Origin of the sequence: Streptomyces sp. NBC_00876, from assembly GCF_045207435.1 — a bacterium.
GTDB lineage: Bacteria > Actinomycetota > Actinomycetes > Streptomycetales > Streptomycetaceae > Streptomyces.
This window is the reverse complement of record NZ_CP108800.1, coordinates 979,656-991,824: the sequence shown is the minus strand read 5'-3', so window position 1 is coordinate 991,824 and position 12,169 is coordinate 979,656. Positions and strand designations below refer to the sequence as shown.

Below are 12,169 nucleotides of genomic sequence, written 5' to 3'. Positions count from 1 at the left end.
ATTCTTACGCCCACAGGTTCATCGGTACGAAGCCGACCGCCCGGCCGTCTGGATCCAGCAGCCTGCCCATCAGCTTCACCGCGCGCAGCGCGACCGCGCGGTCGGCGATCCGCAGATGGGGGAGGGCGGCCGCGAGCCGCACCTCGAGGTCCTGGGCGTCCACCAGGGACGAGACCCAGACGGTGGCGATCAGATTCTGCGGACCGGCCAGTCCCAGACACTGTCTGATCTCCGGAAGCTTCGCCAACTCCCGTGCGGTGGAGTCAAGATGCTCGGCGGCCACGGTGCCGAAGAAGGTCACCGCGACCGGTGAGCCGGACAGTGAGCGGGTCAGATCGCAGCGCAGCACCAGCCGGCCCGACTCCAGCAGCCGGTTGAGCCGGCGGCTCGCCGTGTTCACCGAGACGCCGAGCACCTCGGCGAGCTCGCTGAGCGACATGCGCCCGTTCTCGCCTATCGCCGTGACGAGTTCGGCGTACTCGGGCAGATGCTGGGAATCGCCCAGGGCCGAGCGGCGGGACGCGGCCAGCGCCTCCTGCTGGGAGCGGCTCAGGCTCGTCAGCCGCCACACACTGCCCTCCGTGTAACTGCGGGTGACCAGATGTGCCCGGGTCGCCATGATGCCGGGAATGGTCCCGAGCCGGTCCACGATGTAGCGCGAGAGCGCGCCGAAACCGGTGGCCATCGCCGTGACCAGCAGATCGCGGCCGCCCGCCGCATGTTCCACGGTCACCGCGTGCGGGTCCGCCGACAGGAGCTCCGCGACCGCCCCCGCCTGCCCCGGCGCGCAGTCGATCTCGATCAGCGCACCGGCACCGGAGCCGCCGTACGGATACGCCGTGACCCAGGCGTGGCCCGCCGCGCGCAGCCGCTCCCAGCGCCGGGCCACGGTCGCGGCGTCGACGTCCAGGGCCTTCGCCAGGTCGGTCCAGGCTGCCCGGGGGTTGATCTGCAGGGCGTTGACCAGGGCCAGGTCCAGCTCGCTCAGTGAGGGGAGGTTTTCAGTCATCGAAGGTCCGTATTGGGAGGCGAGGTGGGAGAAAACTGCATTCGATCACTATTCATGACAGGGATAAGCAATCTCGGGTCGATTGTTGATCGGAGATTAGCATCGCCGTACTTCATCAGAACCAGCCACATCCCACGTCAGAGGTGCACTGTGCAGCAGCCTTTCGCCACCCTCGCCGACGCCGCCTCGGCCCTTCGGTCGGGCGCCGTCGGCAGCGCGGAACTCGTCGCCGCCGCGCTCGCCGACGCGGAGGTGCTCGATCCGCTGCTCGGTGTGTACGTGACCCGCTTCCCGGAACAGGCGATGGCGGCCGCCCGCGCGGCCGACTCCCTCCCCGCCGCCGCGCGCGGCGCGCTGCACGGGCTGCCCCTCGCGATGAAGGACAACCTCGCCACCGTCGAGGGCCCGGCCACCGCACAGAGCCCCGTCCACGACCCGCACTGGTGGCGCGGGCTCGACGCGCCGGCCGTCGCCCGGCTGCGCGGCGCCGGGGCGGTCGTCCTGGGCAAGACCACCATGGCCGAGTACGCCATGGGCCGCCCCGATCCCGCCCACTCCTTCCCGGTGCCCCGCAACCCCTGGGACCCCGAGCGCTGGACCGGCGGATCGAGCACCGGGAACGGCGCGGGCATCGCCTCCGGGCTCTTCCTCGGCGCCCTCGGCAGCGACACCTCCGGCAGTGTCCGGCTGCCCGCCGCGCTCTGCGGCGCCACCGGCCTCAAGACCACCTTCGGACTGCTGCCCCTCGACGGCTGCGTCCCGCTCAGCCCCTCGCAGGACGTCCTGGGCCCGATGGCCGTCACCGCCCGCGACTGCGGACTGCTCCTCGACGCACTGACCGGCCGGCCGCGGCCCGCCCCCGCGGCCGACGGGGTGCGCGGACTGCGCATCGGAGTTCCGTACGGACTGCTCGACGCACCGGGCATCACCGCGGAATGCCGCACCGCCTTCCAGGATGCGCTGCGGACCCTGCGTGAACTCGGTTCGGAGATCAGGGAGTTCGAGCTCCCGGAGTTCGGCGGTCTGCTCGCGGTCAACGCCGTCACCATGCTCGCCGAGGCCTTCGCCGTACACGGTGAGCGGCTCGCCGCCGACTGGGACGGGCACGGCCGGAGCTTTCGCCGGCTGGCCGCCGCGGGCGGACTCCTCCCCGCCCACCTCTACCTCCGGGCCCAGCACACCCGCGAACGGCTCACCGCGCAGCTGCTGGAGCGGATGGACGGCCCCGCCGGCGTCGACCTGATCGCCACCCCGACCTGGCCCGCACCCGCGCGGCCGTACGCGCAGGAGGCCGCACCCGGCGAGGAGCTCAACCTCACCGCCGTCTGGAACCCCACCGGCTTTCCGGCCCTCGCGCTGCCCATGGGCGCCGGCCCGGCCGGACTGCCGCTCTCCCTCCAGCTGGCCGGCCGCCCCCGCAGCGAGCACACCCTGATCGCCGCGGGCGAGGCCTACCAGTCGGCCACCACCTGGCATCTGCGCCGGGCCGCGCCCGACCCCCGGCAACGGCCCGCCCCGCTCCAGGACCCGGACCACGCCGGGACGGTCCCCGTGTCCCCGGCGCCGCCCGCACCCACCCCGGACGACGTATCCGCCGACGCCGGGGCGGCGCTGGCCGCGATCGGGATCACCCCGGGCCCCGCCGACCTGGCCGTCGTACGGGCCGTGGCCCGCTCACTGTTCGACGCGGGCCGTCGGCCCGCCGCCTGACCCCGGCCGGGCGGGGCCCGCCCCTCCCGAAGCCGCTCCCGAGATTCCCCTGCCCCACCACCACCCGCCGCGCCCATGCGCGCGGCCGTGCCCAAGTGGAGAACCCATGTCGCGTATCCAGCCCACCGCGGGCGCCGGCGCGCCCGGCCTCGGCGCCGCCCGCGTCGCCGCGGTCGTCGGATTCCTGGTCTTCGTCGAGCTCACCAGCGGCATCATCCAGGGGATGATGCCGACCCTGCTGCCGGAGCTCGGCACCGTATTGAACGTCGGTGCGGGCGACCTCAACTGGGTCAACGCGGCACAGCTCCTGGCCGCCGCCGTCTCCGTGCCGCTGTTCGGCCGGCTCGGGGACATGTACGGCCACCGGCGGCTGCTGCGCATCGCCGTCCTGTGCCTCGCCGTCGGTTCCGTGCTCGTCGCCTGGTCACCGTCGTTCGAGGTGCTGCTGGTCGGCCGGGTGCTCCAGGGACCGCTCGCCGCGCTGCTGCCCCTGGAGATCGGGCTGGTCCGCGACCGGCTGGACGCCGCGGGCGCCCGCAGCGCCATCGCCATGCTCGTCGGGGCGCTGACCTTCGGCGCCAGCGCCGGCATGGTCATCGCCGGACTGCTCCGTGAGGTCATCTCCTCCGTGCACGGCGTCCTGTGGATCCCGGCCGCCGCCACCGTCCTGTGCGCCGGAGTCGTCTTCTTCCTGGTGCCCGAATCCAAGACCCGGGCCCAGGGCAGAGTCGACTGGGCCGGCGCCGGACTCCTCAGCATCGGGCTCGCCACGCTGCTGCTCGGCATCTCCCAGGGGCCCAAGTGGGGCTGGACCGACGCAGCCACACTCGCACTGTTCGCCGTCGCCGCGATCACCCTCGTCGCCTGGGTCCTGGTCGAACTCCGCGTCGCGGAGCCGATCGTGGACATCCGCCTCACCGTGCAGCGCACCCTGCTCCCCGTCTATGCGGCGAGCTTCCTGCTCGGCACCGCTCTCTTCGGCGCCCAGACCGCCCTGGTGCTCTTCGTGTCCTCACCCGGCGACAAGCTCGGCTACGGATTCGGCTACGACGCGCTCGGGATCGCCTGGCTGATGCTGCCGTCCGGTGTCATGGCCTTCATCGCCTCGCTGTTCGCCTCCCGGCTCTTCAAGCTCATCGGCGGACGCGGCACCCTCGCGCTCAGCGGGGTCCTCATGGCGATCGGCTATCTGTTCCTGATCGCCGCCCACGACGACCCCTGGCAGTTCGTCGTCGTCAACGTCGTCGTCGGCACGGGCGTCGGTCTCGCCCTCAGCGCGATGCCCGTCCTGATCGTCGACTCCAGCCCGCACGAGCGCACCGCCATCGCCACCGGCATCTACAACACCGCCAAGACCGTCGGTGGTTCCGTCGCCGGAGCCGTGTTCGCGGCCATCCTCACCGCCCTCACCTTCAAGGGCACCAAGATCCCGACGATCGACGCCTACACCACCGTGTGGTGGTGCTGCGCCGCGGTCTCGGTCCTCGTCGCCGTCGCCGCGGCGGTCGTGGCCCGCCCCGCGAAGTCCGCCAACTGAACCACCGTCCCGCCCCCTTGCGCCCTCTCCAGGGAAGGAACAGCGCCATGCCCGCCCCCACCACATCCGTACTCCTGCACAACGGCCTGCTCATCGACGGAACCGGGAGCGAACCGGTCCTCGACGGTGCGGTCCTCATCGAGGACGGCCTCATCCGGTGGGCGGGCCGCACCGCGGACGCTCCCGCCACCACGGCCGCGACCCGGCGCATCGACGTACGCGGCGACGCGATACTCCCGGGCTTCATCGACTGCCACGTCCACATGGCCGCGCCGGGAACGGCGATGAGCCATGCCGAGATCGCCACGATGCCGCACAGCCTGCTCACCTTCCTGGCCGGGCCCCGCATGAAGCAGACCCTCGAAGCCGGTGTCACCACGGCGCGGGACCTCGGCGGCGCCGACGCCGGACACCGGCGGGCCGTCGAATCCGGCCTGCTCGTCGGCCCCCGGCTCCAGGTCGCGGTCTCCATGCTCAGCCCGACCGGCGGGCACGGCGACTTCCGGGCCGGCAACGACGACCGGCCCAACAGCAACCCCATGGGACGGCTGGCCGACGGACCCGCCGAATGCCGCAGGGCCGTGCGCGAGGTGCTGCGCCAGGGCGCCGACTGCGTCAAGATCGCAGCGACCGGCGGGGTGTGGAGCCCCACCGACCAGCCCGACGACGACGGCTTCCTGGAGGACGAGATCCGTACGATCACGGAGATCGCCGCCGGACACCGGGGCAAGAAGGTCGCCGCCCACGCCCAGGGCCGGGGCGGGATCCTCAACGCCGTGCGCGGCGGCGTCGCCAGCGTCGAGCACGGCTACGAGATCGACGACGAGGCCATCGGCCTGATGCTGGAGCGGGGCACCTTCCTCGTGCCGACGCTCACCACCGCCAACACCGACCCGGATCCCGCGAAGGCCGCCCCCTGGGCGTACGCGAAGAAGAAGCACTGGCAGGACGTCGCCCGCCGGCACATCCCGCGCGCCATCGAGCGGGGGGTGCGGATCGCGATGGGCACCGACTGCGGCATCGCCGAGCACGGCACCAACCTGCGCGAGCTCGGACACCTCGTGGACTGCGGCATGACCCCGATGGGCGCGCTGCGCGCCGGCAGCGCCGAAGCCGCCGAACTCATGGGACTCGCCGCCGAGATCGGCACCCTGGAGCCCGGCAAGCGCGCCGATGTCGTGATCGCCCGCGGCAACCCGCTCGAGGACATCCGGGCCCTCGGCGACCCCGCGAACATCCTGCTGGTCATGAAGGACGGCGTCGCCTACAAGGACGTCGAAGGGCTCGCGGCCTGAGCGGGCGCCGAACCGTCCCGGCCGACCGCCTTGTAGTAGAAGGTGGTCGGCCTCAGGACACCGGCCGGGTCACCGGCGTAGTCCGGAACGGAACCGCACTCCGTCCAGCCGGCCGAGCGGTACAGCCGCTCGGCCGGACTGCCGCTCTCGGTGTCCAGGACCATCAGCGTGACGCCGTCCCCGGCCGCCGAGCGCTCGACCGCGTCCAGCAACGCCCGGCCCAGCCCCCGGCCGCGCGCCGACGGACGGACCATCAGCTTGGCGACCTCGGCGCGGTGACGGGCATTGGGCAGCGGTGCCCGGGCGAGGCCGATGGTCCCCGCGATCCGCTCACCGTCCCGGGCGATCCAGACCTGGTGGTGCCCCGCGTCCACGGACCCGGCGCGCTCCCGCCACCAGCGCGCGGCGGCGCCCCGGTCCAGCGGTGCCAGGAACCCCACGGAGGATCCGCCGTCGACCGTCTCCACCAGGAGAGCGGCCAGCTCATCGGCGTACGTGACCAGTTCGGGTCCGGACACCGGGACGATCTCGGTCATGCGGCAGTTCCTTTCACGGTGCGACGATCATCAGTGCGTAACGGACCCGCTCCGGGCCCGGACAGTGGAAGCGCGAGGGGCCGCGCAGCCGGAACCGCAGGCAGTCGCCCGGACCGAGGGTGTACACAGCGGCGTCGACGGTGATCTCGACGGCCCCCTCCAGAACCCAGATGTGCTGCTCCAGGCCGGGGACCGGCGGATTCTCGTACGCGATCACCGCACCCGCGTCGAGGATGCCCTCGATCACCTCCGCGCGCAGACCGGCGTGCGGGGGCGAGACGGACCGGCGCTCGAAACCCGACCGCTCGTCCCGCCAGACCGTCTGACGCCCGGCGGGCACGAGCCGGGGCGGCTGCGTCTCCACCTCCAGCAGCAGCCGGGACATGGTCCGCTCATGGACGGTGCACAGCCGTCCGAGCTGAGCGGTGGTCGGGCTCAGCTCACTGCGTTCGATCCGGGAGAGCGTCGAGCGGCTGATCCCGCTGCGCCGGGCCAGCTCGTCCAGCGACCAGCCGCGCTCGACGCGAAGCTCGGCGAGCCGCGCCGCGAGCCCGGCCTCGACGGACCCGGCCTCACCTCTGCCCATGTCTCTCACGCTGGAGATCATATCTCTGTGCTGAGACAACCGGTGTGCGGGTTCCCGGATACGCGCCCTCGTTCTGCCGGTCGAGCGCTGTCGTGCCACGCTTGAAGCGAGGATTGCCCGGCCGGGGCGCTTCGGTCCTGCCGGGTGGCTCTGCTACCCGAGGAGGCCGCAATGGCCAGTACCAGCAGCGAACCGAGAGCCAAGCACGACACCGCCACGAAGTCCCACCCGCTCCAGACGGGCTGGACCGCCTTCGCCGCGATTCTGATGATCTTCGGCGGGGCGATGGCGATCTTCCAGGGGATCGCCGCCATCGCCAAGGACGACGTCTTCGTCACCACCCGCAACTACGTGTTCCAGTTCAACCTGACGGGCTGGGGGTGGATCCACCTCGTTCTCGGCATCGTCATCGTGCTCGCCGGCTGCGCCGTGTTCACCGGGGCCGTCTGGGCGCGTGCCGTGGGCATCGTCCTCGCCGGACTCGGCGCGCTCGCCAACTTCCTGTGGCTGCCGCACTATCCGATGTGGTCCATCGTGCTCATCGCCATCGACGTCTTCATCATCTGGGCGCTCTGCGCGGGACCCCGTAAGGGGGAGGAGTTCTGACGGGACGCCGGGGCATTCCGGGCGGGGCCGCTCACGGTGTGGGCGGCTTCGTCGCGAACGCGGCCGGCGGGGGAGTGATCCGGAGGACGACCACATAGGAGACGACCACCGACACGATCACGAGCGGCATGACGGTGAGTCCCTGGGCCCCCAGCAGCAGCGTGGCCAGCAGCACCGACGTCATCGGGAGCTTCAGCATGGCCACGCACATCGCCCCGATGCCCATGGCGAATCCGGACGTCGGGTTCAGCCCGGGGAGATGGGAGAGCGCCAGGCCGCCGGCCGCACCCACGAACATCGCCGGGAAGATCGGACCGCCCCGGAAACAGCTCAAGGAGGCGCAGTAGGCCAGCGACTTGCACGCGATGAGCACCACCAGGGTGGCCGCCGAGTACCGGGCGCTGTCCGCGAGCAGCGGGTCAAGGGCGTGCTCGCCCGAGTACAGCACCTGCGACGCGGAATTCCCGGTCCCCTGCGCGTAGATCAGCGCGAGCACCCCGACCACCAGGCCCATCACGGCGGTGCCCACCACCGTCCGCCGCTCCACCCTCGGCTGGAGGAACAGCGCCAGCCGCTGGATGGCCGCCCCCACGAGGGCGGCGCCGAGGCCGACGGCGACGGCCCAGCCGAATTCGGCGACGGTCGGGTCGTCGGCGTGCGGCACCTCGTGCAGCGCCAGTGAGTACGTCCCCAGCCCCGTCCACGAGCCGAGGCCGATGAAGACCAGCGCGCCGACGCCGGAAGCCAGGAGCCCGGGCACGAGCGCAACGCCGAGCATCATCCCCGCCAGTCCCGAGGCCTCCATCAGCAGGAACGCGCCCAGAAGCGGCGAGCCCAGCAGGGCGCTGACGGCGGCGAAGCTGCCCGCCGCCCCCACCACGGCGCTCGTCGCCGGATCGATATCGGGTTTGACCAGCCGCACCGCGTACACGGCCAGACCCCCGCCCAGCGCGATGAGCGGCGCCTCCGGACCGAGCACCGCCCCGAGGCCGAGCGCGGCGATCGCGGCGAGGGCGATGCCGGGCAGCTGCGCGGCCGAGGGTGCTCCGGTGCTCACCAGTCCCTCGGCGGGCTTGTGCCCGCCCACGCCCGGGAGATACCGGACGGTCAGCCCCACCAGCAGCCCCGCCACACCGAGCAGCGGCACCGGCCACCACGAGGGTGTCGAGGCGAAGCCCAGGGCGTCGGGCAGATCGTCGTAGGTGAGCGACTGCAGTTCGGAGACGAGGGCGAGGAAGCCGAAGGCCGCCGCCGAGATCGGGACCCCGAGGATCGCCGCCATCACCAGCAGGACCGCGTAGCCCCGGGTGCGGATCAGCGTGACGGGATCCGGGGGCTGGGCGGCGGGTGCTCCGGACGGCTTGGCCGACATGCTCGTGGTCTCCTCGGCATCGGGAACCTCACCCTGAACGCCCTGTCCTCAGGGCGTCCCCAAGGTGATACCACGATGTGGCGATTTGACTGATATGTCAGCGCTGTGTGGGTGCGGCGCGGCCGGCTGCCGTCACCCTTCGGCCGACGGCAACCGGCCGGACCGCACCGCGTCGACCAGCGCCTGGTGGTCGCGCTCGTTCCGGTCGGCGTACGACTCCGCGAACTGCTGGAGCGCCCGGTCGAACACCTCGCCGCGGCCCAGGTACGCCGCGATCGCGATCCGGTCGCCGGAGCGGGCGTGGGCCCGGGCCAGCGTGGCGCCGCACACCTCACCGAAGACACCGAGCCCCCGGGGCACCATCAGTTCCGGCTGCGCGATGCCCTTCCAGTCGCGCAGCTGCCGGATGTAGAAGTCCCGGCGCCGCCCGTCGAACCCGTCCACCCGCTCCCAGCCCAGGAAGATGTCGCTCGCCGCCTGCATCAGCCGCTGTCCGGCGACCACCCGGCTGCCCTGGTTGCGGTAGTGGCTCGCGCCCGCGTACGGGGCGAGCACCGAGGTGTCGGCCTCCTTGGCCTGCAGGAAGAGCGGGTCACCGCTGTCCCGGCCGAGCATGAGGATGATCCAGCACCGGGTACCGACACTGCCGACACCCACCACCTTGCGGGCCACATCGACGAGGCGGAATTCCGACAGCAGGGTGCGCCGGTCGGAGGCCAGACTCCGGCCGTAGCCGTCGATCATCCGGCGGAACTGCTCCTCGAAGGCGTGGCGCTCCAGGTCGGGCAGCAGATCGGCGACCGGGACGAGCAGGGGAGGGTCCGCGGCGATCCGCCGCCGGCCGCCGACCACTTCGGTGAGCTTGTCGAAGGCCTGCAGACTGTCCCGGGTACGGGCCTTGGCCATGGCGCGGGCCACTCCCTTGCGGCCGCGCTTGCGCAGCTGCTCCGTCGCCACGGTGCGCAGCCGCTCGGCGTCCGTCCGCGCATACCAGACGTCAAGGTGGCGCATACCGGCGTACCGGATCATCCACTCGCGGTACGACCGGACGGTGGCCAGCACCACGGCGGCGCGCTCCCGGTCGCTGAAGCCGTTCGCCCGGCCCGCGATGACGAGGCTGGCCGCCAGCCGCTTGACGTCCCACTCCCAGGGCCCCGGCAGCGTCTCGTCGAAGTCGTTGATGTCGAAGACCAGCTGCCGCTCGGGTGACGCCAGCAGCCGGAAGTTCAGCAGGTGCGCGTCCCCGCAGAGCTGAGCCCTGATGCCGGAGACCGGGGTGGCTGCCAGATCGGCGGCCATGATCGCGGCGGCTCCGCGGTAGAAGCGGAACGGCGACTCCGTCATGCGTCCGTAGCGGATCGGGACGAGTTCGGGCACCCTGGCCGCCGACTGGCCCTGAAGGATGTCCAGCGGGTCCGGCCGCCCAGGGGGTGGCTCGAACACGGCATGGCTCGACCGCGGCACCGCGCGACGGGCGGCCTTGCCACGCGCCGCCCGCTCGTCGGGCGTCGGATACTCGCCGCCGTACCGTACCGGGCTGATGTCCTGCGGCATCGGGACCCTCCTGACCACTGTGCGGGCACCAAGGGACGACGCTGCCCGGCTCCTCCCGATCATCGCCGGTCTGCGGCGTTCCGGCACCAGCAGCCGGGCGGCCGGGCGGTGGCGCGAGGTCCGGCGGATAGTGGAGGGTGCAGGACCTGCCCGGGATTGGACGCACATGGACCGGTACCCGCCCATAGCCGACCACGGCCTCGTGGGAGATCTGCAGACCGCCGCACTGATCTCCGCGCAGGGGGTCGTCGACTGGCTGGCGACGCCGAGGTTCGATTCGCCCAGCGTCTTCGCCGCCCTGCTCGACCACGACCGCGGAGGTTTCTTCCGGCTGTCGCCGGACGGCCCCGGCCACTCCTGCCGGCAGCTCTACTACCCGGACACCGCCGTGCTGGTCACCCGCTTCATGTCACCGGACGGGGTCGGTGAGGTACTCGACTGGATGGTCCCCTCGCTCACGACGGCGGCGACCGACCGGCACACCCTGGTGCGGACGGTGCGCTCGGTGCGCGGAACCGTCCGGTTCGGCCTGGAGTGCCGGCCGCGATTCGACTACGGCCGCGCCCCGCACGAGCTCGAACTCCGGCCGGGAGAAGCCTCGTTCCGCGCACCGGAAGGCGCCGCGCATCTGCAATCGAGCTTCCCCCTGGAGCGCGACGGCCGGGACGTACGCGGCGAAGTGACCCTGAACGTGGGCGAGCGGGCGGTGGCCGTGTTCACCACCTGCGCCGCCGGCGGAGCACCGCCGCCTGCCCCGACCGACGAAGGCGTCACCGCCGGGCTGTGGTCCGTCGTCGACTTCTGGCAGACATGGCTGCGCACCTCCACCTACCGCGGCCGGTGGCCCGGCATGGTGAACCGCTCCGCCATCACCCTCAAACTCCTCACCTACGCGCCCACCGGCGCACCGGTCGCCGCCGCGACCATGGGACTGCCCGAACAGATCGGCGGCGAGCGGAACTGGGACTACCGCTACACCTGGGTCAGGGACGGCGCGTGGCGGAGGCGACGGCCTTCACCCACTGGCTCGGCGACCGGCTGCACGACCGGGAGCACATCGACGGCGAGGCCCTGCAGACCATGTACCGCGTCGACGGGGAGCCCCTGCTGGCCGAAGAGGTGCTCGGACACCTCGCGGGCTACCGGGGATCGGCGCCGGTACGGCTCGGCAACGCGGCGGCCGGCCAGCTCCAGCTCGACATCTACGGCGAGGCCCTCTACGCCCTGTCCGAAGGGCGCGAGGTCGGCATCCAGGCGGGCTACCGCGGCTGGAAGCTCGTCTCCCGCACCCTGGACTGGCTCGCGGACTCCTGGGACCGCCCGGACGAGGGGATCTGGGAGACCCGCGGCGGCCGCAGGGACTTCACCTACAGCCGGGTGATGTGCTGGGCCGCGTTCGACCGCGGTCTGCGGCTGGCGGCCGCCTTCAGCAGGCCGGCCGACACCGTCCGGTGGACACGGGCGAGGGACGCCATTCTGGAGCAGGTGATGGAGCGCGGCTGGAGCGAGCCGGACCAGGCGTACGTCCAGCAGTACGGAAGCGCGGTGCTCGACGCCTCGCTCCTGCTGATGCCCCGGGTCGGATTCCTGGCTCCGAAGGACCCCAGCTGGCTGTCCACCCTGGACGCCATGGACCGCACCCTCGTCTCCGACAGCCTCGTCTACCGCTACGACCCGGCGGCGTCCCCGGACGGACTGCGCGGCTCGGAGGGCACGTTCAGCCTCTGCACCTTCCTGTACGTCGACGCCCTGGCCCGCGCCGGACGGCTGCGGCCGGCCCGCTACACCTTCGAGAAGATGCTCACCTACGCCAACCACGTCGGCCTCTTCGCCGAGGAGATCGGCCCGAGCGGCGAGCAACTGGGCAACTTCCCGCAGGCGTTCACCCACCTCTCCCTCATCACCGCGGCGCGCACCCTGGACGAGGCACTGGACCGGCGGGAGGACTGATCGCCACCCGCGCC

Annotated in this window: 9 protein-coding genes and 1 pseudogene; 5 read left to right on the top strand and 5 right to left on the bottom strand. The window is 72.2% G+C overall.

What is annotated here, in order from left to right; all coding sequences use genetic code 11:
* Positions 1-4 precede the first annotated feature (4 nt).
* Entirely contained in the window at positions 5-1,009 is a 1,005-nt protein-coding gene (locus tag OG782_RS04205; protein ID WP_406448036.1) for an Lrp/AsnC family transcriptional regulator, read from the bottom strand.
* A gap of 150 nt (positions 1,010-1,159) precedes the next feature.
* Here OG782_RS04205 and OG782_RS04200 point away from each other — a divergent pair, with 150 nt between their 5' ends.
* The 3 genes from OG782_RS04200 to OG782_RS04190 all read left to right on the top strand — a co-directional run bounded on the left by OG782_RS04200 (position 1,160) and on the right by OG782_RS04190 (position 5,551).
* Positions 1,160-2,719, top strand: coding sequence for an amidase (locus tag OG782_RS04200; protein WP_406448035.1), 1,560 nt, complete (start codon positions 1,160-1,162; stop codon positions 2,717-2,719).
* 106 nt (positions 2,720-2,825) lie between these two features.
* The gene (locus tag OG782_RS04195; RefSeq protein ID WP_406448034.1) at positions 2,826-4,256 is read left to right on the top strand and encodes an MFS transporter; all 1,431 of its coding nucleotides are present in this window, start codon (positions 2,826-2,828) and stop codon (positions 4,254-4,256) included.
* A gap of 47 nt (positions 4,257-4,303) precedes the next feature.
* Complete coding sequence (locus OG782_RS04190; protein ID WP_406448033.1) at positions 4,304-5,551, top strand: amidohydrolase family protein; 1,248 nt, start codon at positions 4,304-4,306, stop codon at positions 5,549-5,551.
* Here the strand turns inward: OG782_RS04190 and OG782_RS04185 are convergent.
* Positions 5,521-6,087 (bottom strand): GNAT family N-acetyltransferase, encoded by a 567-nt coding sequence (locus OG782_RS04185; RefSeq protein ID WP_406448032.1) that lies wholly within the window; start codon positions 6,085-6,087, stop codon positions 5,521-5,523. The genes OG782_RS04190 and OG782_RS04185 overlap by 31 nt on opposite strands.
* Positions 6,088-6,100: 13 nt before the next feature.
* Positions 6,101-6,673: a helix-turn-helix domain-containing protein gene (locus OG782_RS04180; protein ID WP_406448031.1), complete on the bottom strand. Its 573-nt coding sequence runs from the start codon at positions 6,671-6,673 to the stop codon at positions 6,101-6,103.
* A 171-nt stretch (positions 6,674-6,844) separates the two neighbouring features.
* On the opposite strand from OG782_RS04180, the gene OG782_RS04175 reads away from it, so the two are divergent.
* The gene (locus OG782_RS04175) at positions 6,845-7,279 is read left to right on the top strand and encodes a hypothetical protein (RefSeq protein WP_406448030.1); all 435 of its coding nucleotides are present in this window, start codon (positions 6,845-6,847) and stop codon (positions 7,277-7,279) included.
* A gap of 31 nt (positions 7,280-7,310) precedes the next feature.
* On the opposite strand, the gene OG782_RS04170 is transcribed toward OG782_RS04175, so the two are convergent.
* The gene (locus tag OG782_RS04170; RefSeq protein WP_406448029.1) at positions 7,311-8,651 is read right to left on the bottom strand and encodes a chloride channel protein; all 1,341 of its coding nucleotides are present in this window, start codon (positions 8,649-8,651) and stop codon (positions 7,311-7,313) included.
* Positions 8,652-8,783: 132 nt separating this feature from the next.
* Positions 8,784-10,205 (bottom strand): DUF2252 domain-containing protein, encoded by a 1,422-nt coding sequence (locus tag OG782_RS04165; protein WP_406448028.1) that lies wholly within the window; start codon positions 10,203-10,205, stop codon positions 8,784-8,786.
* Between the two features lie 166 nt (positions 10,206-10,371).
* Here OG782_RS04165 and OG782_RS04160 point away from each other — a divergent pair.
* Positions 10,372-12,155 (top strand): annotated as a pseudogene (locus OG782_RS04160) (glycoside hydrolase family 15 protein).
* The last annotated feature ends 14 nt before the right edge of the window (positions 12,156-12,169 follow it).